Origin of the sequence: Paraburkholderia sabiae (assembly GCF_030412785.1) — a bacterium.
GTDB lineage: Bacteria > Pseudomonadota > Gammaproteobacteria > Burkholderiales > Burkholderiaceae > Paraburkholderia > Paraburkholderia sabiae.
In genome coordinates this window covers 3,066,238-3,088,591 of record NZ_CP125295.1, presented here as the reverse complement: position 1 = coordinate 3,088,591, position 22,354 = coordinate 3,066,238, and the positions used below count along the sequence as shown (strand labels likewise).

General features: G+C 61.5%; 18 protein-coding genes. 11 read left to right on the top strand and 7 right to left on the bottom strand.

Annotation, left to right across the window (positions count from 1 at the left end; genetic code table 11):
- The first annotated feature begins 21 nt into the window (after positions 1-21).
- The 6 genes from QEN71_RS13835 to QEN71_RS13810 are packed head-to-tail and all read left to right on the top strand — an operon-like array spanning position 22 to position 8,682.
- Positions 22-2,364 carry a polysaccharide biosynthesis tyrosine autokinase gene (locus QEN71_RS13835; protein ID WP_223962801.1) on the top strand — a complete coding sequence of 781 codons (2,343 nt, stop codon included), beginning with the start codon at positions 22-24 and terminating at the stop codon, positions 2,362-2,364.
- 58 nt (positions 2,365-2,422) lie between these two features.
- Entirely contained in the window at positions 2,423-3,538 is a 1,116-nt protein-coding gene (locus tag QEN71_RS13830) for a glycosyltransferase family 4 protein (protein WP_201651616.1), read from the top strand.
- Positions 3,539-3,557: 19 nt separating this feature from the next.
- Positions 3,558-5,006 (top strand): hypothetical protein, encoded by a 1,449-nt coding sequence (locus tag QEN71_RS13825; RefSeq protein WP_201651614.1) that lies wholly within the window; start codon positions 3,558-3,560, stop codon positions 5,004-5,006.
- A gap of 49 nt (positions 5,007-5,055) precedes the next feature.
- The gene (locus QEN71_RS13820) at positions 5,056-6,066 is read left to right on the top strand and encodes a glycosyltransferase family 2 protein (RefSeq protein ID WP_201651611.1); all 1,011 of its coding nucleotides are present in this window, start codon (positions 5,056-5,058) and stop codon (positions 6,064-6,066) included.
- 33 nt (positions 6,067-6,099) lie between these two features.
- On the top strand, positions 6,100-7,410 hold the full coding sequence (locus QEN71_RS13815) for a lipopolysaccharide biosynthesis protein (protein ID WP_201651609.1): 1,311 nt from the start codon (positions 6,100-6,102) through the stop codon (positions 7,408-7,410).
- A complete protein-coding gene (locus QEN71_RS13810; protein WP_407675466.1) occupies positions 7,411-8,682 on the top strand; it encodes a glycosyltransferase family 4 protein in 1,272 nt (423 codons plus the stop codon).
- Between the two features lie 9 nt (positions 8,683-8,691).
- Here QEN71_RS13810 and QEN71_RS13805 read toward each other — a convergent pair whose 3' ends face one another.
- Together QEN71_RS13805 and QEN71_RS13800 are read right to left on the bottom strand one after the other, a co-directional pair.
- Positions 8,692-9,321, bottom strand: coding sequence for a phosphatase PAP2 family protein (locus QEN71_RS13805; protein ID WP_201651605.1), 630 nt, complete (start codon positions 9,319-9,321; stop codon positions 8,692-8,694).
- A gap of 25 nt (positions 9,322-9,346) precedes the next feature.
- Positions 9,347-10,657, bottom strand: a complete 1,311-nt coding sequence (locus tag QEN71_RS13800; RefSeq protein ID WP_201651603.1) for an O-antigen ligase family protein — start codon at positions 10,655-10,657, stop codon at positions 9,347-9,349.
- Between the two features lie 772 nt (positions 10,658-11,429).
- Here QEN71_RS13800 and QEN71_RS13795 point away from each other — a divergent pair.
- The 5 genes from QEN71_RS13795 to QEN71_RS13775 all read left to right on the top strand — a co-directional run bounded on the left by QEN71_RS13795 (position 11,430) and on the right by QEN71_RS13775 (position 16,830).
- A complete protein-coding gene (locus QEN71_RS13795) occupies positions 11,430-12,902 on the top strand; it encodes a mannose-1-phosphate guanylyltransferase/mannose-6-phosphate isomerase (protein WP_233471887.1) in 1,473 nt (490 codons plus the stop codon).
- A gap of 41 nt (positions 12,903-12,943) precedes the next feature.
- Complete coding sequence (locus QEN71_RS13790) at positions 12,944-14,320, top strand: undecaprenyl-phosphate glucose phosphotransferase (protein WP_201651601.1); 1,377 nt, start codon at positions 12,944-12,946, stop codon at positions 14,318-14,320.
- A gap of 143 nt (positions 14,321-14,463) precedes the next feature.
- The gene (locus QEN71_RS13785; protein WP_201651727.1) at positions 14,464-14,802 is read left to right on the top strand and encodes a hypothetical protein; all 339 of its coding nucleotides are present in this window, start codon (positions 14,464-14,466) and stop codon (positions 14,800-14,802) included.
- A gap of 110 nt (positions 14,803-14,912) precedes the next feature.
- Entirely contained in the window at positions 14,913-16,076 is a 1,164-nt protein-coding gene (locus QEN71_RS13780; RefSeq protein WP_201651593.1) for a hypothetical protein, read from the top strand.
- Between the two features lie 472 nt (positions 16,077-16,548).
- The gene (locus QEN71_RS13775) at positions 16,549-16,830 is read left to right on the top strand and encodes a hypothetical protein (protein ID WP_201651591.1); all 282 of its coding nucleotides are present in this window, start codon (positions 16,549-16,551) and stop codon (positions 16,828-16,830) included.
- Here the strand turns inward: QEN71_RS13775 and QEN71_RS13770 are convergent.
- The 5 genes from QEN71_RS13770 to QEN71_RS13750 form a co-directional block, all read right to left on the bottom strand.
- Positions 16,815-18,380: a CHASE2 domain-containing protein gene (locus tag QEN71_RS13770; RefSeq protein WP_201651589.1), complete on the bottom strand. Its 1,566-nt coding sequence runs from the start codon at positions 18,378-18,380 to the stop codon at positions 16,815-16,817. The genes QEN71_RS13775 and QEN71_RS13770 overlap by 16 nt on opposite strands.
- Before the next feature lie 53 nt (positions 18,381-18,433).
- Entirely contained in the window at positions 18,434-19,060 is a 627-nt protein-coding gene (locus QEN71_RS13765; RefSeq protein WP_201651587.1) for an OmpA family protein, read from the bottom strand.
- Positions 19,057-19,521 (bottom strand): FecR family protein, encoded by a 465-nt coding sequence (locus QEN71_RS13760; protein WP_201651585.1) that lies wholly within the window; start codon positions 19,519-19,521, stop codon positions 19,057-19,059. Before QEN71_RS13760 ends, QEN71_RS13765 begins: the two co-directional genes overlap by 4 nt.
- 213 nt (positions 19,522-19,734) lie before the next feature.
- Complete coding sequence (locus QEN71_RS13755; RefSeq protein ID WP_201651583.1) at positions 19,735-20,682, bottom strand: LysR family transcriptional regulator; 948 nt, start codon at positions 20,680-20,682, stop codon at positions 19,735-19,737.
- Positions 20,683-20,767: 85 nt separating this feature from the next.
- A complete protein-coding gene (locus tag QEN71_RS13750) occupies positions 20,768-22,297 on the bottom strand; it encodes an MFS transporter (protein ID WP_201651725.1) in 1,530 nt (509 codons plus the stop codon).
- Between the last annotated feature and the right edge of the window lie 57 nt (positions 22,298-22,354).

Genomic DNA, 22,354 nt, shown 5'->3' with positions numbered 1-22,354 from the left:
TCGACAACCGGTTATCAAAGGATGATTCCCGTGGATTATTACCCCTCGAACTCGCTTCCTGTTGCCCCTGAGGTTGAGCGCGGGCAGCTCACCGGTCGAGAGATGCTCAACCTGATGCGGGACCACATCTGGGAGATCGTCGCGGCGACTGTCGTGGTGTTCCTGCTTGCGGTCGCGTATCAACTCATCGCCACGCCGATCTATTCGGCCGATGTGCTCGTGCGCGTCGATCCACCCGAAGCCAATGCACTCGGCCTCGCGCTTCAGAACCAGGAGCAGCTGCCGCCGCCCGCGCCGTCACCGAGTACGGAAATGGGCGTCATGCGCAGCCGTGCGGTGCTCGATCCCGTGATCGACAAGTACCGCTTCGACATCTCCGTGAAGCCGCGCCGCATTCCGATCCTCGGCGATATCGCGGACAAGTTCGCGACGCCGGGTGAACCGAATGGCGCATGGCTGGGCCTCAAGTCGTTTGCATGGGGTGGCGAGGTCGTGAAGTTCGGCTATCTCAACGTCCCGCAGAATCTCGAGGAAGAGAAGCTGAGTCTCGTCGCGCTCGGCAACGGCGCATACGAACTGCTCGGCCCGTCCGGCGAATTTCTCGTCAAGGGCACGGTGGGCAAGCCTGTCGAAAGCAACGGCATTTCGGTGATGATCAATCAGCTTGCCGCTCGCCCGGATACGCGCTTCGAAGTGACTCGCTGGAACCAGGTGGATGCGACGAAGCGCTTCATGGATGTCGTGAAGATCACCGACAAGGTCAAGGACTCCGGCCTCATCCAGATCGAGTACGCGGACAAGAGCCCGTCCAAGGCCGCGGAAGTGGCGAATGCACTTGGCCAGCAGTATCTCGCGTCCGCCATTGCCGGCCGTCAGGCGAACGACACGCAGACGCTGACGTTCATCAAGGGCGAATTGCCTCGACTGCTTGCCGATTTGCGCAAGTCGGAAGAAGCATTGAAGACTTTCCGTGCGAAAGCCAATTCGATGCAGCCGACGGCCGAAGCGCAATCGTACTTGCAGGGCGGTCTCGATCTCGACAAGCAGATCGCGAGCCTCGAACTGCAACGTACGCAATTGCTCGACAAGTACGCGCCGGGAAGCCGCTGGATCCAGAGCATCGACGCGCAGCTCGCGCAATTGAAGAAGACGAAGTCCGACTTCGACGGCCGCTTCCAGGGCATGCCGGCGTCCGAGCGTGAGAGCGTCGATCTGATCCGCTCGCAGAAGGTCGCGGAAACCGTCTATATGGGCATGGTGCAGAAGGCCGAACAGCTGACCGTGCGTCGTGCGAGCACAACGGGTGGCGCGCACATTCTCGACAGCGCTGTGCGGCCTCATCGCCCCGTCAAGCCGGATCCGCTGATCGTGCTGCCGGGCGGCTTCGTACTCGGTCTCGTGTCGGGCGTGTTCCTCGTGTTCATGCGTCGCCATGTGCTGGTCGGCGTGACCGATCCGCGCTACGTCGAGCGTCGTCTGAGCGTGCCGGTGATCGGCGAGGTGCTGTTCAGTCATCAGCAGTCGCTGCTTGACCGCAGCTTGCCGGCCTCCGCGCGAAAACCATTGCAGGGTGCGCCTGCGCGCAACGTGGTGCCAGTGCAGCGCGGTGTGGACGGAGGCGAAGCGGCTGCCGACGAGAAGATCGATCCGTCGTTCGGCTACTCGGGCAACAAGATTCTTGCCGAGCGTTTCCCGCACGATTCGTCCGTCGAGGCGTTGCGCGCCGTTCGCACGGCGATGGCGCGCGATCTCGCCCACACCCGCAACAACATCGTGATGGTGACGGGGCCGACCACGTCGGCGGGCAAGAGCTTTGTCGCGGCGAATCTCGCGACGCTGCATGCGGAAGCGGGCGCACGTGTCGCGCTGGTCGACGGCGACATGCGTCGTGGACACCTTGCGGCGTTCTTCAGCCAGAGCAATCGCGGCGGTCTCTCGGAAGTACTCGCCGAACGTATGCCGCTGCGCGACGCATTGCGTCATGTCGGTATCGAAGGCGTGACGTTCATGTCGTGCGGCGCGCGTCCCGAGAACCCGGCTGCATTGCTGACGCGTCCTCGCTTCCGGGAAGTGCTGCAGCGCCTGAGCAATCACTTCGACATGGTGATCGTCGATACGCCGCCGTTCCTCGCCGTGACTGACGCTTCCATCATCGCAAACGAAGCCGGTGCGTCGCTGCTGGTGCTGCGCTCGGGGATGCAATCGGAAGAAGAGATTGCCGACACGGTCAAGAAGATCGAGCGCGCGGGCGGACGTGTCGCGGGTGCGGTTTTCAACGGCATTCCGTTGCGCCGCAGCACGAAGAACTACGGCTACGCCACGAACTACGCAAGCGATTTCGGGGACGTCGAGACAACCGCCTGACAGGGCTGTTTTTACGCAAGCACTGCAACCAGACAACTTCGTGAGGCGGAGAATCACCATGGCATTCGCGATCAACGGCAAGTTCACTTCGCAGCCTGTTACAGGCGTTCAGCGAGTCGCTTATGAACTCACACGTGCAATGCAAATGCGCGAATCCCCAGGCAGCGATCTGGAAATCTTCGTGCCGCAGGATGCGCGAGAACCCGGCGCGTCGCTCAAGCGGCAGCGGCGCTTTCCGTGGCTGCGCGGCACGCTGTGGGAGCAGATCACGCTGCCGATCGCGGCCCGTGGACGCACGCTCGTCAATCTGTGCAACACAAATCCTATTCTCAAGCGCCGGCAGGTGGTGATGGTTCACGACATGGCCGTGTACGACGTACCGAATGGATTCTCGAAGAAGTTTCTGCTGTGGTACCGGCTGTGCTTCTCGATCCTGCCGCGCATGGAGCCACTCGTGTTGACGGTGTCCACGTTTTCGAAGCGCCGCATCAGTCATCACCTGAAGATCGACGAGTCGCGCATCGCCGTGATCCAGCCGGGAGCGGATCACCTCGATCGCGTCGTGCCTGAACCAGGCGTGCTCGATCGTCTGCAATTGAAGGACGACACGTATTGCGTGATCGTCGGAAGTCTCGATCCGCGCAAGAACCTTCAGCGCGTTCTCGAAGCGGTCTCTGGCCTGAGTCATTTGCGCGACGTGCGGTTCGTGATCGTCGGTGGCAAGAATCAGCGGATCTTCGCCAATGATGGACTGGAGGCGATGTCGCGCTCGAAGCAGATCATCTGGGCCGGCTTCGTCTCCGATGGCGAATTGAAGGCGCTTTATCAGCATGCGGGATGCCTGGTGTTTCCTTCGCTGTATGAAGGCTTCGGATTGCCGCCGCTCGAGGCGATGTATTGCGGATGTCCCGTGATCGCGTCGTCGCGCACGTCGATCCCTGAAGCATGCGGCGATGCCGCGATGTACTGCGATGCGATGTCGGTTGCGGACATGACGGAGAAGATCGCGCTGATGATGACGCACAGCGCAATCCGGCAACAGTACCGGGCAAAAGGTATGGCGCATGCGCGCGAGTTTCGCTGGGACCGTTCGGCGAAGCGGCTGCTCGATGTGCTGTATGGCAAGGAGAGCGAGCCTGTTTCGGAGATGTCGGCACGTGTGTCGGCGGGCTGAGCGGCGAGCGGGGCAGCCTATGGATCGAATCAAGTACCAGCCCTCCCGACGACGCGTGCTGACGACGCTCGCAGCATTGGCGTGCGCAGGCTTGCCGCCCTTTCGCGCGCATGCCGCCAACGCAGCTGCATCGGGCGCTGCGGGTAGCCGCGCGCCGCGCAGAATGACCGACCTGATCGGAACGAATGGTTGGCCCAGCTCGGCTGCCGACATCGCGATGTGGAAGAAGATGGGCATCAGCTGGGGGCGCGGCTCGGTCGGACCGGGGCAACCGGATGCGTCGACGCAACCAATGAGTGTCGACAGAACGGGCAATCGTTTCGACAGCGATCTGCCGTCGGTCGTGTTGCGCGACAACCAGAACGGGATCCGCTCGCTGCTGTTCCTCGGCTATACGCCGAAGTGGAATGCGAGTGTGCCCGGCGATACGAAATCGGCGCCGGAAGATGTGTCGGCGTGGGAAAAGTACGTGGATGCCGTGGTTAAAAAGTACTCGGCGGCCCCGTATGGCGTGCGTCACTTTCAGATCTGGAATGAAGCGGCAGGGCGGCTGTCGGGCGGCTTGCCGCAAGCGACGTTCTGGCACGGCCCGAAGTTCGACAAGGATGAACATCGCTCCGGTCCTTACGAACAGGCGATGCAGGACTATGTCGAGCGGATTCACATTCCGGCTGCACGGATCATTCGCCGCTACGGCGCGTATGTCGTGTATGGCGGATGGCCCGATCAGGGCGGGCTCGACAACCTCGACAAGTGGCTCGCGTTCAAAAGCCCGCATCTGAATGCGCGGATGGCCGACTGGGTCGATTACCTCGATACGCACTACCTGTCCGTATCCGATCTCGACGGGCTGTATGAACGCTACGTCAGGCAGGGTCCCGCGCGCGGCTTGTGGCAAACGGAAATCGGCGACAGGTACATGATCGACCCGCACTACCTGCCGCGCTATTTCTTCGAGTTTGCCGTGTGGGCGCTCGCGCGCAACTGGGACGACCCGGACAAGTATGTGTCGATGATCTACCACTGGGACGGCTACGAGCCGTTTCGACTGACTCATCGCGGACCGCCGGAGCGCACGTACAACGTGTCGGGCAAAAGCCTGATCGTGCTGAACCAGACGGCTCCCGGTGCGCTGGCGCCGTTGCCGCAGCCGCTGCACTTCGGTCCGGATGTCGCGGGTTCGGGCCTGCTGTCCGACAAGGATGTGGTGATCCAGGTGAGCGCGCCGCCGGGCTGGCGCACGGTGCAGACGGCGGGCATCGCGGCGCCGTCGGGCGGCGCGCAGGTGCTGTTCGTCGACGCATTGACGGGCACGACCGCTTCGAAGGATGACGCCACGCTGAACTGGAATAACGACGGCATGAGCATACGTTTTCGCGTGCCGGATAACGTCAATGGCGCCGACAGGAAGCCGCCGAGACACCTCGCGTATCTCGTCGTGCGTGCCGGTCAGGGGAAGTCAGCTTGAGGGAGACGCGTACTTTGCCGACTGATCCTATTAATTGCTACGAGGCTTTATGAAAGAGATTGCCATCGTCATTTGCAACTACAACTACGAACGCTTCCTTGCCGAGGCGATCGATTCCGCACTGTCGCAGGACTATCCCGGCACGCGCGTGATCGTCATCGACGACGGATCGACGGATGGCTCGCGAGCGATCATCGAGCAATACGGCTCGCGCGTGAAGGCTGTATTCAAGGAAAACGGCGGACAGGTGTCCGCTTACAACCTTGGCGTCGAAATCGCCGGTACGGAGTATGTGATTTTTCTCGACTCGGATGACGTGCTGTATCCCGGCGTCGTGTCGGAGGTGATGCGCAAGTTCAACGAGGCCGATCTCGCGAAGGTGCAGTTCCGTCTCGACGTGATCGACGAAGCGGGCCAGCAGACGGGTGCGCACGTGCCGCACACCGAGCCGCCCGCGGACTGCGGCAGTCTGCTGCGGGCTGGCTGGCTGTATCCGTCGCCGCCGGCGTCGGGCAATGCCTATAGCGTGCGTGCGCTGAAGGCGGTGTTTCCCGTACCCGAAGGCGGCATCAACCGCTATGGGGCCGATTTCTACGCGATTTATGGCGCGGCGCTGGTTGGCCCCGTTGCCACGCTGACGCATTCTCTCGGCGCGTATCGCGTTCATCACACGGCGTCGCCGAGCGTGTCGTTTGCGAACTCGGAGCAGATCAACAAGGCGCCGAAAGCGTTCAAGGAACGATGGGTCGCGCTTCGCGAGATCGCCAGAGACCGTCTGGGTCTGGATCTGCCGCCTTCATTTCACGACTTCGCGCATGAGAAGGCGTACTTCGGTTCGAGCCTTTATCACGCGTCGCTGGGTAAGCGCTGGCGCTGGATGCTGCACGATTCGCGCGACTATCTGCATTCGATCGTCGCGAACCCGTTCTGGGGCACGAAGAAGAAAGTGGGCACGCTGTTTCTTTCGAGTCTGTGTCTGCTGCCTTATTCGCCGCTTTCCGATTTCGTGGTGCGGTACATCACCAACCCGCTAGCGCGTCGTAGCACGGCCGGGCACTAGCCATGCAGCGTCGCGGATACAGGAGAGGTTGGTATGGACGGTAAAAAGAGCGCAAACGTCATAGTGTTCGTCTACGGCGGCTACCTGATGAGGTACGTGTACCTCATCATCGTCGTGCCGTTCTATGGACGCGTGCTGGGCGTCGCCGAATACGGGCGGGTGCTCGCGGCGATGTCGCTCATGAATGTCATCTGGATGCTGGCGAGCTATGGCTTCACGTTCGTCGGCATGCGGGAGATTTCGAAGGCGCAGACAAATAGCGAATGCAACTCCATCTATTCGTTGCACGTCAGCGCGCGGCTTGCGCTAGGCGTGCTAGGCGGCTGCATCGGCGCGATTGCGACCTACTGTTCGCCGACGCTGTCGGAGCGGCCGCTGATCGGCTTTCTCGCGACGGCGTTAGGGGTCGTGTCGGCATTGAACCTTGGCTGGCTGTATCAGGGACGTCACCATTTCCGCACGCCGATCATGATCGAGGTGTTCGGTTTCGCGGTGAGTCTCGGGCTCGTGCTGTGCCTTGTAAAAGGGCCGGCGGACTCCGTCTGGGTCGTGGCGAGCCTGTTGACCGCGGGCGTACTGTCTCTCGCCATTTCGTACGGGCTCGCGACTTACCAGCTTGGACGGCCGCATCTTTCGTTCGAGGGCATTACGGACCTCGTGAAAGGCTCGACGATGCTCTTCTGCTATTCGTCAGGCTCGGTCGTGCTCACGGCATCGTCGACGTATCTGTTGACGCTGTTGTCGACGCCCGCGCAGGTGGGCTATTTCGGCGCTGCCGAGCGGTTCGCGACGATTGGTCTGGCCTTGATGGGCCCGGCGTCGCAGGTGTTCATTCCGACCATTTCGCGTCAACTGGCTCAAGGCGACAAGGCGGGCGCGCACGCGACCACGAGACGCGGCGCGACGCTCATGCTGGGCTACGGTTTGCTTGTGTTTTGCGGCGCATTGACGTTGTCGCCGTTCGTCTTGCCGCTGATTCTCGGTAATGCCTTTACGCCGAGCGGTCACGTGTTGCAGTGCTTTGCATGGATGTTCCCGTTTGCGGCTTTCAACGAATTCGCAGCGTTCTATGTATTCGTGCCGCGCAAGAAAGATCGCCTGCTTGCTATTGCGGGCGCCGCTTCCGGCGTCCTGAATCTTGTCGCGGCACTGTATCTCGCGCCGCGATACGGAGCAGAAGGCATGGCGTTCGCTCGTGTGATCGGCGAGCTGTCGCTTTCCATGATGTTGTTGACCGTCATGATCCGGCAGGAACTGATCACGCTGGTGCCCGGCGCAGGGCGTGCCATCGCAATGGCGCGCGTTGCGTGGGGCGCACGAGGTGGCGCAGGCAAGGACGATTGATTGAATTCCGATGCTGTTGAAAAGATGCATCAGGCTACGGACGGATTGAACGAGAACAGGGAGGTCGCGGTGAAAGTTGCCATTGTTCACGACTGGTTGGTGGTATCGGGCGGCGCTGAGAAAGTGCTGCAGAACATAATCGAATGCTTCCCGAACGCGGACCTGTTTTCGCTGGTCGACTTCATGGAAGACCGGGCTTGCATCAAAGGCAAGCCAGTGCAGACTTCGTTCATTCAGCGGCTGCCGTTCGCGCGCAAGCGTTATCGGGCCTATCTGCCCTTGATGCCGATTGCGATCGAGCAGCTCGATCTCTCCGCATACGACCTCGTCATTTCGAGTTCGCATGCGGTTGCCAAGGGCGTGCTGACGGGACCGAACCAGATGCATGTGAGCTACGTGCATTCGCCCATTCGCTATGCGTGGGATTTGCAGCATCAGTACCTGCGCGAGTCGCATCTGACTTCAGGCCTGAAGTCAGCGATGGCGCGCGTGCTGCTGCACTACATTCGAGGCTGGGATTCGCGTTCCGCGAACGGTGTCGATCATCTGCTCGCCAATTCGAAGTTCATAGCACGGCGGATCAGGAAGGCTTATCAGCGCGACGCGACGGTCATCTATCCGCCCGTCGATCTGAGTCATATGCCGATGCGCGAGAAGAAGGACGACTTCTATGTGACGGCTTCGCGTATGGTGCCGTACAAGCGAATCGATCTGATCGTGAAGGCCTTTTCGCAGACGCCGGAACGCAAGCTGGTAGTGATCGGCGACGGCCCGGACATGAAGAAGGTCAAGGCGGCCGCCGGCGATAACGTGACGATCCTCGGTCATCAGCCGTTCGACGTGCTGGTCGATCATCTTCAGCGCGCACGTGCTTTCGTGTTCGCGGCAGAAGAAGATTTCGGCATTTCGGTCGTGGAAGCGCAGGCGTGCGGAACACCCGTGGTCGCGTTCGGTAGAGGCGGCGCGCTCGAGTCGGTGCTCGGCTTGCCGCGCGAACGGCCCACAGGCGTGTTCTTCAAGGAGCAAACGACCGAGTCGCTGCTCGAAGCGGTCGAGCGTTTCGAGAAGTACTCGGGCCTGTTCGATGCGCGTCAGTGCCGCAGGAATGCAGAACGGTTCTCGTCGGAGAAGTTCAAGACGGCGTTGACGTCCTTCATCGACGCACGGATGCCGGACAGTTTCGTCGATCCGACGCTGCCGTATCCCGTCGATGAAGAAGTGTCAGTGAAGTCCATCAAGGACGAAGAACGCGAGCGACATCTGCTCGTTTGAGTCTGGTTTTTAGCTGTGGTCCTTCGAACGCGCGCGTGACAGCGCGCAGACTACTCCGGGCGTGTTCTCTTTAAGCGCCGCGGAGTGTTCCTCGATGAGATCCTGAAACGGCGCGGTGTGGCCATAAGCCAGTGTCGACACCGCCAGCAGGCAAAGCGTCGACCACACGGCCCGAAACGGCTTGTAGTCGACGCGAAGCGCGGTGTGCAGAAACACCGTCGCCGCGATCGTACCGATCACCCAACCCACGAGAACTTCCGCGACCGAGTGCGAATGCCCGTGTACGCGCGAAGCACCCGTCAACGCGCCTAACAGCAGACCTGCTGCAATGCCCGGAAACGCAGGCAGGCGCCACCATTTCAATTGCAGTGCGAGTGCGACGGCCCACACGGCCGTCGATAGCATCGTGTGCCCGCTGATCACGCGAAAGTCAGCCAGCGGCAATGAAATGTCCCATGCGTAATACAGGATCTTGCTGACGCCGACGGGCAGCATTGCGCAGCTCAACGTCAGCGCCCAGCGCAAGGCAAGGCGCAGATCGGTCCTGGCAAGCCAGATAGCGCATACGACCGCCACGGGCAGCGTGACGGCGGCATCGCCAACGTTGGAATAGACGGTCCACGGATCGATTTTCCACATACGGTTTTGTTCGGTTCCTTAAGATTTACGAGCCGGGCACGCTGCGTCCCGTCGCAGCAGGATAAGCAGCTTGCCCGCGCTCGCGATAAGGCGGCGGCTGCGGATGCAGCGCGCGCCGCGGGTCGCTTACGGGCTTCATCACGCGCAAGGGGCGCGACGCCAGCAGCAGCGAGATCACGAGAGACAGAATCAGCACGTTCGACGGCGACACCAGCCGGTGTTCCGTCGCCGCCATCACGAGCAGACACACGGAAGAGATCTCGACGAAGCGGTAAGCCGCGAAGTTCTGTCCGTGTTCGACGAGCGCGCTGCGCGCAGCGCCGTTCTGACTCCACTTGATGAGCTTCCAGTAGAAAGCCAGCAGCAGCGTCAGGCCGACCACGCCCGTCTCGGCCAGGAAGTTCAGATAGGAATTGTGAGCGTGCGAGTCGCTATGTTCGACAACGATATCGGACGGCACGGCGAGCACGCCGAAATACGACGTGACATTGCGGATCGTATCGTCGAACGAACCGAATCCCATCCCGACTATTGGGCTCTGGACGAAGTACGCCAGCGCTCTCGGCCACAGCCATTCGTAACGAATGTTGAGGTTCGCGAGCTTCGCGTCCGCGTTCTGGATCGAGAACGTGTAGCCCATATAGTTGACGTTGGGCAGCGTGTGATAGCTCGCCATGGCAAGCGACGCCACCACGAGAACGCTCATCAGCGACGCGAGAATCAGGCGCTTGCGGCCGAAATACAGATAGGGAAGCACGGCCAGTGCGCCCAGCAGCGAGCCACGGCTATACGTCGAAAAGAGCATGAGCCCGTTGAGCGCGATCAGCGCGACCATGATCCTGCTGCGCTGCTGGAGATAGCATGCGACGCCAAGACAGAACAGCATCGCGAGAAAGCCGCCTGCCGCATTACGTGCGATGAAGAAACTGCCGAAGCTGTCGTCGGGATGCTTGAAAATGGCGAGCAGGCCGTTCTGCGCGAAATACAGCAGATACGGCGGAATATTGATCAGCACCGCGAACACGAAGAACGCGCGCAGCAGCTTGTTCATGTCCCAACGATGGGCATACAGGCAGCCTGCGAAGATCGGCGCATAGGAAATGAAATAGTTACCATCGCGCCGGTAGAACTCGAACTCGACGAGAGAATGCGGATCGTAAAGCAGCGTCGAGACGATTATGTAGAGTGTGAGCGCTGTCAACGGGCCGATAAAAGAAGGGTAGCTTCTTCCGAAAAAGCGCCACGCGCAGAGGACGATCGGCAAAAATCCCACTGCGCTAACAGGTATCAGGTTGGTAACCGTCAGGAATAGCGCCAATACCGATATATAAGCCATTTCGACTCTCGTGAAGAATGGTTGTGCACATCCACTGGTGGAAAGCGGCGCGTGTCAATGATGGATACCGCATGGATCCGACATGACGCGTAGCGAGTCATCGAGTGTTCGATTGACTGGCCAGAACAGAGTTGTGACCTGCTGTGACGTGTGGTGTTCCCACATCTGGGAGAGTGGCATCTGCAAGCGGCCAATAAAGCCGGGATGGGCCTGCCTGCAGCTGCTTCGCTGAGAAGAAGCGAACACCTTCTAGTCGCAACGTATCACGAAAACCCCTGTATTTCCAAGCTCAAATCGATTTTCAAAAAAGATAGATTCGCCAAATGATAGGCTTTATCCGAAAGACTCAGCGTGACAAGCCATAACATCAACCGTTCGCGCCAGAGATGCTGTAGCGCAGCGTGAGGTGTCTATCATCTATCTCAGGTCGAGTCGAATAAGGTCGCACTGGGGCGTTTAAAACCACGTTGTTTCAAGCCTCTGCACCGACTTCGATCTTTCAATTCATCTGCAATGGTTGCGCGAGCACGACGCGTACCGGATGCTCGCAGATCAATGTGAGTCATCCGCCATTCGCGGCCTGTGCGGTCCGCAATCAACTCACTCCCGCGTCGATATTCAACAATCCACGCGGAAGATGTGCAGACCAAAAACGTTGGTTGGATCCAATGAGCTTCGTCCAGACCGTAACGGACGATGAGGATCAGACTTCAATACCAGGGAGATTGAAGTGGACAAAAAGACCACTCATGCCGAACAGCAAAACGTCGCTATCGCGGCAGAAACGGCAATCGATTCACGGCGGCTCGTGCAGGTCATTCTCGCTGGCGGGTCCGGTACGCGACTCTGGCCGGTATCGCGTGAGCAGTATCCGAAACAGCTGATCGATGTCGTCGGCGATCAATCGCTGCTGCAAGCCACGATGCAGCGTATGGATGGCTTCACGAAAACGTGGGACGTAGCCGCTGAGCCGGTGATCGTATGCGGCGTCGAGCATTTCTATGTGACGTCCGAGCAGGCGCGCGATTGTGGCGTGAAGCCGCGTGTCGTCGTCGAGCCTGCACGGCGCGATACCGCACCTGCGTTGACGCTCGCAGCGTTGGCTGCATCGAGCGACGGCGATGACCCCATTCTCGTCGTGATGCCTGCCGATCACGCCATCGCAGACTTGCCCGCGTTGCACCAGGCGATCGAAGTCGCCGCACTTCATGCACAGGCTGGAGAGATCGCCACGCTCGGTGTTCCGCCGACGCGCGCCGACACCGGCTTCGGTTATATCCGCCTCGGCGCGCAACTGGCCGATGGCTCGCATCACATCGATCGCTTCGTCGAAAAGCCCGCAGCCGAACTGGCAGCGCAATACGTTGCGTCGGGCGGCTACTGGTGGAATAGCGGCATGTTCGTCATGCGCGCGTCAGTATGGCTCGCGGCATTGAAAGTTTTTCAGCCCGACATGTACACCGCGTGCATGCAGGCCTACGAGAACGCCAAGCGCGATGACAACTACGTTGCGCCGGGTGCCGATGCCTTCGCGCAATCGCCTTCCGATTCGATCGACTATGCGGTGATGGAGCAGCTCGGCAAGCCCGACTCGCCATTCACGGGCGTCGTCGTGCCGCTCGAAGCGGGCTGGTCCGATCTCGGCTCGTGGGACGCCGTGTGGGAGGCAATGGAGAAAGACGAATTCGGCAACGTGGCGAACGGCCGCGTGCTGATGGAAGGCGCGACCACGACGTACGCGCGTTCGCAGGGCGGCAGGCTCGTCGCATGCGTGGGTACGAGTGATCTCGTCGTCGTCGAAACGGACGATGCCGTGCTTGTTGCGGACCGATCGCATGTGCAGGACGTGAAGGGACTCGTATCGCGCATCCGTCAGACGAAATCGCCGGAAGCCGAGAATCATCGGAAAGTACGTCGCCCATGGGGCTTTTACGATTCCATCGATCACGGCGACCGCTTTCAGGTCAAGCGGATTGTCGTGAGCCCAGGTGGACGGCTGTCGCTGCAGATGCATCACCATCGCGCTGAGCATTGGGTCGTCGTGTGCGGTACTGCACTCGTGACGCGTGGCGATGAACAGTTCTTGCTCACTGAGAATCAGTCGACCTACATCCCGATCGGCGTGCAGCACCGTCTCGAGAACCCCGGCCATGTTCCGCTGCAAATCATCGAGGTTCAATCGGGCGCGTATCTGGGTGAAGACGACATCGTCCGCTTCGATGACAAGTACGGTCGCTGTAACTGAGCGGCTGTCGTGAACATGTGTGTAGTGAAAGAGGGGTAGTGATGCGTGCATTGACAGGTCTGCTAGCGAGGCTATTCGACGTCGCGCTGATCGTGGCGGGTGCGCTCGTGGCGTCGCAAATCCGTTTCGACGACGCTTCCCAGCGCGGCTTTTACCTGGCGTTTGTCGCATTTGCCGCGGCATTCTCACTCGCGATATTTCCCGCGCTCGGCGTGTATCAATCGTGGCGCGGCCGTTCCAAACGGCTGCTCACGGGACAGGTGGCATTGGGTTGGCTCATTGTGCAAGGCTGCGCGATGGCCTTGATGTTCTCGCTGCACCGGATCGACTTCGTGTCGCGTCTGTGGTTCGTCTACTGGACGGCGCTTTCGGGCAGCGGACTCATCGTGAGCCGCCTCGTGATTCACAGTCTGATCGGCCGCATGCGTCATGCGGGAATCGATTTGCAGCCTGTCGCCATCGCGGCGTGCGGAGACCATTGCAACGACATCATTCACAAGATGGAAGGTGCGGCTGAATCCGGTTTCCGGCCGTGGGCGGTCTACAACCTCGCGCCGGATTCGGAGACGACGACGCGCGTGCCCAGTTTCACCGAGCACAAGGCATTCGCGAAGTACGTGCGCGAACAGAACATCGGCGAAGTCTGGCTGGCGCTGCCACTTACAGAAGAACGCGCGATCCTGAAGCTCGTCGACGAGTTTCGCAATGACCTGATCAACATCCGCTTCATGCCCGACGTGCGCGCGCTCGCATTGTTCGAAGGCAGCGTGACGAACCTGCTGGATCAGCCGACGATCAATCTCGCTGCTTCGCCGCTGCCGCCAAACGCGATGGTCAAGAAGGATCTGTTCGACCGTCTGTTCGCGCTGGCCGCATTGATCGCGATCTCGCCGATTCTGCTGGGCTGTGCGATCGCCGTGAAGCTGAGTTCGAAGGGACCGGTGTTCTTCAAGCAGCAGCGCAAGGGCGCGGACGGCCGTGTCTTCACGATCTACAAGTTTCGCACGATGCGCATGCATGTGAAAAAGGCCGGTGTGCTCGAGCAGGCCAAGCGAAATGACCCGCGGATTACGCGCGTCGGCGGCTTCCTGCGACGCACGAGTCTAGACGAACTGCCGCAGTTCTTTAACGTGCTGTGCGGCGATATGTCGGTGGTCGGGCCGCGTCCGCATGCGCTCGAACACGACGATCTCTATCAGCACGTCGTGTCGGGTTATATCCATCGTTACCGGATCAAGCCGGGCATTACGGGCTGGGCGCAGATCAACGGATATCGCGGTGAAACCGACCGGCTCGAAAAGATGGAAGGGCGGGTCGAGCACGATCTCTACTATCTGCGCAACTGGTCCTTTGCACTGGACGTGAGGATCATCCTCGCAACCATTTTCAAGGGCATTTCTCATCAGAACGCGTACTGATCGCGTATTGAGAACAGAGAAACGCAGGTGCGCCAGACATGACTCATGCAATCAGATTCGAAAAGTCTCCGGTTCGAGCGCCGCGCAGTGAGCGGAACAAGGCGCGGAGCGAAGATTGGGCAGCCGTTCATCAGGAGCGCGCCTTGAGCGAAGAGCTTTGGTGCGTTCATATCGAAGGGCTGGACGACTTCGTTGCAACCGTGTCGCGAGAAGCGGCCGAGCAGGAGGCTTCTGCAATCAACGCTTATCTGGACAGTTCGAAGCACACGAGGGAAGAGCGGTCGCCGACGCGCATGGTGAGAGCGTCGGCGGCCGTGTGGCCCTATACGCCCGAGGGACATGCGCGTTCGCTGGAAACGGATTGGGAGGATCTGCAGCGGATGCCGCATCGTCAGGTTAAACAGAATCCCCATGGAGACACGTTGTCGTTCGTGTTGCGATGGATGAAGGCGCTCGTCAGAAGCGCCGGCCATAAAGGCTAAACGCGTGCTGAACGCGGGTTGACCCGCCAAAGCATTCACGCGCATTCGCCCGGCTTCCATGCCGGGCATCGGTGCGGGGTGTCGCCCAATTCAATCACGCGGAGTTCGATATGTCGTACGGCATCGTTTCACGGATCGTCACGTTTGGCGCCATTCTGTTATTGGCGAGTTGCGGAGGAGGCGGCGGCGGTTCGAGTACGTCGCCCGGTTCGCCGAGTGCAAGCAGTGGCGAGCCAGTGCTTGCAAACGCCACGGCGCTCGTCGACGGCAGCAAGGTCGGCGACGACTATTGGCCCGCAGGCTCGACCCAAACGGGTGGAACGGGCGCGCCCGTCAGCGGCCTCAATTGCGGCACGCGCGGCAACCTCTACACGTATTCGCATCTCTCGATCTATCTGAACGGCAGGCCGCTGGCATTGCCGACGAACATCGGCACCGTCGGTCCGACGATGGCCGCGCAAACGGGCTGTGCGTACCCTGTGCATACGGACGACGAATCGGGCAAGATCCGCATGGATGCCAGCACGGGCGCGTCCTATACGCTCGGGCAGTTCTTTGCGGTCTGGGGGCAGACGCTCACGTCCTCGAACGTCGCGGGGCTGACGGGCATGCCGATCACCATCTACGTGAACAACGGCGGCCAGCTGTCCAAATACACGGGCGATCCGGCGAGCCTCGTATTGCCTCCGCACGGCGAGGTGTCGATACAGATCGGCTCGTCGCTCGGACAGATTCCCACTTTCAAGTGGACCGATCCGCCTTCCTTCGATCCGAACCAGACGGTCCTCACATTCGGCGGTGTGGTCGGCACTGCGCATTGGGCCGACGGCAATACATCGACGGGCGGCACGGGCGCCGACGTCGACGGCCTCGTCTGCGCGTCAGGCATGAGCGAGGCGTATCACGTGCATGCGCATCTGGCCATCATCAACAACGGGCAATGGCTTGCGCTGCCGAAGAACGTCGGCATTCTCTCGCAGTGCAACTACGAGATGCACACGCATGACCAGACGGGCATCATCCACATCGAAACGCCGAGCGTGAAGAACTTCACGCTGGGACAGTTCTTCGACATCTGGGGCCAAACGCTGTCGAGAACCAATGTGGCGGGCGTGACGGGAACGGTGGTCGCGTACATCAACGACAACGGCGACGTGCGTCGTTACGAGGGCGAACTGCGCGATATCCCGCTGACCTCGCACCGCGACATCACATTGCAGGTCGGCACGCCGGTGAGTACGCTCGCAACCTACAACTGGTACGAGCCGCAATAAATCACGCTGACAGGTTGTCAGTACTTACCTGAAAATCGGCCTCGATGTGTCCGCGCGCAATGCGCGGCACTCGCGGCCGAAGTCTTTGTTGGGCGATGACGGACAGCTGCCGCTGATCCGTTGGCGTGTACCCAACAACGCGCTGCGCAAAAGAAGTATCAGAACGATCGCATAAGAGCGCATATTTCCTTTGTTTTCAGGCACCTTGCAGCGTTAGTGCGCCAGGCCGCACTCGCCTGGCATACGCCGTGCATGGATAGCGGCGGGCGCAACGACGACCGCTCCGGCAACTTTGCCACGGCGTCGGCAGCATCGATCAGAGTTCGAAAGAGTTCGAGAAAGTGTTGTCCGTTTGAGCCTTTTTGTCAGCGTGCCGCTCGACGGCCGTACACATCGTTCCATCGACGCCAAACATTGACGCGCAGCCTTAGCGCAACGCGTCAAGGCGTTCTTTTATTTAATCGGAGTCCTTATGAAAGTGAAGATCATCGTTGCTGTTTTCGTTGCAAGCACCGCGTCGCTGGCTGCACCTGCTTTCGCGAGCGGTTACGGTCCTGCGCCTTACTATTCGCCGGAAGTCGGTGCGCCTGCTTCGCAAGCGGGGCAAACCGCGCAAGTGCTCGCTGCCGAAGCCGCCCAGGCCAAGGCAGCGGAAGAGAGCCGCGCGAGCGTCGGCGGCGACCAGGCGATGAACACGCAGTCGGGCCGCCGCGCACCCGTCGATCGCCAGGAGCAGGTCTATCGCGGCAGCTGATCCGCGCCATCGCGAGGCGCCGTTGGCTGGCGCTTCGCGATCGCTGCTGTCGGCGGCTCGGGTTGGCGGACAGGTTGAGCCGGCGGTGGCACTTCCGGCGCGGGTCTTTTCGTCGGGCGCGAGCGCAGCGCATCGCGCAGGGTTTGCGCGGTGTCCAGCAACGCCGTCGTGAAGAAGCAGCCCGTCACGGCCGACAGGATAATGAAGATCGACGCCGCATCGACGAGCAGGCCGACGAACTTGAACAGCAGCAGACAGGCCGCGAGCAGCAGCAGATTGAGTACGACGCCGAGCATCGCAGTCGCCTGCGGCACGGCCCGCACGAGCGCCGCGAGTCGCGAATCGGTATGCGGGATATACCAGATGATCAGAAGCCCGAACGCGAGCACGAACACAGACTCCGCCCACTTGAGCCACACGGGGCGGCGCAGGAAACGTCCTTCGAAAATCGTCTCGATGATCTGCGCCTGGATTTCGATGCCCGGCACCAGTTCGCCCAACGCAGTCGTGCGCATGTCGGTGAGACCCGTGCCCGTCAGCCCGACCAGCACGAGCTTGTTGCGAAAGCGCGCGGGATCGACCTGTCCTTGCAGGACGTCGCGCGCCGACACGTAGCGAAGCTGCGTCGAACGTATCGACGCGAAATGCAGCCAGATGTCGCCGTCGGGCTGCGTCGGCACCTGCACATCGGCGACACCGACGGACTGCATGCCCGCGGCGTCGGCATACACATCGACGGCCGCGGACTGCGTGACGACACGCAGCATTTCGATCGGCATACACGGCACCAGTTTTTCGCCGAGACCTAGAACCAGCGGAATACGCCGCACCGTGCCCTGTTCGAGCGCGACGTTCAGCATCGCCTGGCCGTGCGCCGCCGCCTGCAATTCAGGCAGGCTCGCGAGCACGTAGTTATAGCGCTTCACCATGTTGATGGGATCGACGCCATGCACGAGGATGGGCGCGCTGCGCAGGTCGGTGCTGGTATCGAATGCGGCGTGATCGACGGCGGCCGCGCCGAGTACGGAAGGCGCTGCGCGCAATGCGTCCGCGAGGATGGTCTCGTGGCTCGGCAGCGCGCGCAAACCGGCGGCAAGTTCGGCGGCGGAAGCGGGCAGGTTGTCGGCCACCTTGTCGGGCGAGGTCTGATCGGCTTCCGGCATGTAGATGTCGAGGCCGATCGCGAGCGGCTTCTGCGCGGCGATCGCATCGACGAGGTTCGCGAGCTTGTTGCGCGGCCACGGCCATTGCCCGACCGCCGCCAGCGTCTTGTCGTCGATCGCGACGATGAGCACGGGCTGCGAAGTGGGCACACGTGGAAAGCGTCGCTGATAGTGATCGAACAGCAGCTGCCGCGCCGAGTTGAACGGATCGGGCACGAAGTCATCGAACCTGTCGAAGAACTGCGGACGCGCAATGCCGCCGGGCCATTCGCTGTACAGGTTGAGCAGGCTCAGTCCGAACAACACCGCGAGCGCCACGGGGCGACCTTGTCCCGCCTTCAGCAGCTTGCGGAAAAACGTCACCCATGCAGCGCTCAAGCGTTTCATCGGATCTACGGCACGTCAGTGCCGGCCACGGACGCGGTGAGAGATCACCCGGATCATTGAATTGTAATGACGACGCGCCGGTTCATCTGATTAGGGACGCCATCCGCCGTGTGCACGAGCGGTTCGCGCTTGCCGCGTGCGGCCGTTTCGATTTCTTTCGCCGGAATGCCTGCCTTGACGAGGAACTTCGCGACGGTCTGCGCGCGCTGCATCGAGAGCTTGTCGTCGTATTCCTGCGAGCCCGCGAGATCCGTATGACCGACCACGGTCAGATGCGGCGCAGGCCAGGTGGCGAGCACGGCCTTCATTTCCCGCACCGTGGCGGCCGATTGCGGCGCCAGTTCCGTCGCGGAGTCGAACAGGAAGTTGATCGTGAACGTGGTGGGACGCGGCGGCTGAGCGGCGAGCAGCGGGCCGTAGCGCGTTTCGACATTCGCGGGGGTGTCGACGGTCTGCTCGATCTTGCCGCTCTTCGCGACTTCGGCTGTCGCGTAGGCGTGATCCAGCACCTGGGTCTTGTCGCCGCTGCGCACGACGACGGAGCCGACGGTGCCGTCGGAATTCGGCAGCAGCGTGATCTTGTCGGGCGTCGAGCAGCCGGATACGCAGAAGGCGAGCGCTGCGCCGAGCGCGCTCCACGCGAAGTGCGTGCGCCGTGCAGCCGATGCAGCGGCCTTCAACGCGCATTCTCCCCGTCGCCGACCTCGATGATGAATTCGGTGCCGCGCACGCCGAGCGTCGTGGTGGGCGTGCTGAAGCGCACGGCTTCGGGGTGCGCTTTCGCCAGTTTGCCGTCGACGACGGCCAGCGATCCGCGCCGGATGGTGGCGTCGAGTGCGCCGTCGTGGGTGGTCGTGTTGAAGGCGAACTGGTTGAGTTCGAGCACGGAACTGGAGCCTTCGGACAGCAGCGTGTTGTCGCGCAGCGTGATGCCGACGGACGAGGCGGGACCAGTCACGATCCGGTCGCTGCTGTAGACCTCGCTGCCGATGTTGGCGTCGACGCTTTGCGTGGCGCGCTCGATATGCACCGCGCCCTTGACCGTCTTGACGACGCCGATCGAGTCCGCCGCGCAGGCGTCGACGACAGGCGCGCACCCGCAGGCGAGAACCACTGCACACTGGATGGCTTGTTTGCGCATAGGTGACGTCCGTGATGGCGGGTTGGGCGGCGCGCCAGAACACTTCGCCGGAACGCCGCTGGTGAGAGCGGGCGCGGCTTTGCGGAGATCAACGGGAGAATATGATGCGGGGCGTGATGGCTCTGTGCGCTGCCGCACATAGCATGGAGCGGCTGGGAGCGTTTCTGGCAGGAGACTTGCTGGGTGCAGGCGCGATTCGCGCGACGCCAATCGTCAGACGTTCGCCCGATTCATCTCGCACAGATTCGCCTCATAGGCGCGAAGAATCTGCGGAATCTCGTCTCTCAGGAACTCGACGAAGGTCTTGATCTTCGCGTCGAGATAACGCCGCGACGTGTACAGCGCATACGCCGTGAGCGGCTGCAGACGATAGGCAGGCAGCACACGCGTCAGCGACCCGTCGCGCAGCGCCGCCACGGCCGCCGCCATCGGCACCGCGCCGATGCCGATGCCCTCTTTCAATGCCACGGCCAGCGCGTCCGCCGAGTTGACGCGGAAACCCGGTGCGCGCAGATGCACGGTCTCGTTGCCGTCGGGGCCTTCGAGCAGCCAGCGGTCGGTCGGATACACGGACGACACGAACTGGAAGCACGCATGCTCCGACAGATCGCGCACGTCGCGCGGTGCGCCATGTTCGCGCAGATACGAAGGCGCCGCGCACAGCACGCTATGCAGCGTGCCGAGCCGCTGCGCGACGAGGCTCGAATCGGGCAATTCGTCGACGCTCAACTGGACGCTCACGTCATAGCCTTCGTCGATGATGTCGGGCATATGCTGCGACAGCGTCAGTTCGACGGAAACACACGGATAGCGCTGCCGGTAGCGCACGATGGCGGGCGTCACGTAAGTCTGGCCGAAACTCGACGTGGCATGCACGCGCAACTGGCCGGTGGGACGCACCTGGGCATCGGCGGCTTCGGCTTCCGCCTGATCGACGAATGCAAGAATCTGCTCGCAGCGCTGCAGATAGCGATGTCCCGCTTCCGTCAGTACGACGCGGCGCGTGCTGCGATTCAACAGACGCGCTTGCAGATACGCTTCGAGCGCGGAGACCGCGCGCGACACGGCGGGGACCGTGATGTTCATGCGCTGCGCCGCGCTCGTAAAGCTGCCTTCCTCCGCTACGCGAGCGAAGATCCGCATGTTGGTGAGAGTATCCAATCGTCAAACGCTCCACAGTGCGCGTCGCGCACGTCCTTCAAACCTTATCGGCCGTCGATGCCGCTTCGCAGCGAAGAATACGCGATCAATCGATTTGCCGCTGCCAGAGCGCGAAGAGGCCGCCGCATATCGCGACGCCGATCAGAAAGTAAAAGCCGTCCAGCGCGCTCAGGAAGCTCGCCTGCTGCGTGACGGTGCGGCCGATCTCGACGAGCGCGAGGCTTTTGGCATCGCCTGCTGTATGGCCGAGTCCTTCGAATGACTGTGTGAGGCTCGCGAGCGAATGCTGGAACGCAGGGTTGAACGGATTCACGAATTCCGTCAGACGCGTTTCGTGCAGCGCCTCGCGATGCTGTTCGAGAATGATCATCGTCGCCGTCGAGAACGAATACGTCAGCTGCTTGACCATGTTCTTGAAGCGGTAGCCGTGATTGAACTCATCGGCGGAGAAGATGCGGAACGCCAGATTCGCGACGGGCAGCACGATGAACACGAGTAGCATGCCGCGCAGCAGAAGCGGCGGCAGCAGCCACGGCATGCTGACGTCGGGCGGCATGCAGACCATCCAGCCGCCGAGCAGCGCGGCCATCATGAAGCCCGGAACGATCAGCCACCGCTTGTGCTTCACGAGAGGCGACACGCGGAAATAGGCGAACGCGATCGCAAGCGAAGCCAGCGACGTGAGACCTACCAGCCGCCCCGCGTTTTCGACGGGATAGCGAAGCCCGCCTTCGAGAAAGCGCGACACCAGATAGCTGAACGCGTTGCTGATGTAATAGAAAAACACGTACAGCACGATGCCCGTCTGGAAGGTGCGTTCGCGCAATGCGTGAAGCCGCACGAGCGGGTTCGGATGATGCCACTGCTGCCATGCGAACCAGCCGAGCGCCACCAGTCCCACTACCGTCAGAGCCACCAGCAGCGGCGAACTGGCGAACAGTTCGAAGCGCACCTGCTGCATCACGATCTGCAGCGCGCCCTGTGCAAACGCAAACACGATATACGGCCAGAAATGCGCGTCGCCGCGTGCTTCCGGATGCAGTTTGCCCAAGGGCGGCACGACGAGCAGCACGAACAGCGCGAGCACGATGCCGCCGAGCATCGTGCAGATGAACAGCGCGCGCCAGTCGAAGTCCGCGAGCAGATAGCCGCCGATCAGCGGCGCGAGCGCGCTCGCCAGCAGGATCATGCACAGGAACGCGCGCACCGCCATCGGTCGCCGCTGCGGCTTGAAGTTCGTCTGAATGAGGATGCGGCACGCGCTCATCATCGGGCCGATGAAATAGCCCTGCGCGCCGCGCGCGAAGGCGAGTTCGATCGACGATTCGCTCAGCGCCGCCGCCATCGAGCCCGTCGCGAACAGCAGCAGGCATCCGCCGATATAGCGCCGGTAGCCGAGCCGTTCGACCCACCATTGCTGCTGGAGTATGCCGAGCACGGACGCCACCGCGTACGCGCTCGACGACCACACGAGTTCGTCCGCCGACGCGTTGATGCCGCCCGCGATATAGCTGGTGAAGAACGAGAAGATCGTGTTGTCGAAATACTCGAGGCCGGTGGCGAGCGCGATCGCCCAGGGGAAGAGGTCATCGCGCAGCCTGTTTGCTGTGAACATCTGGCCGGACGGCCGTGCGCGCGGCGACGCGCTGGCGACAACGGAGGCCGTTGAAAC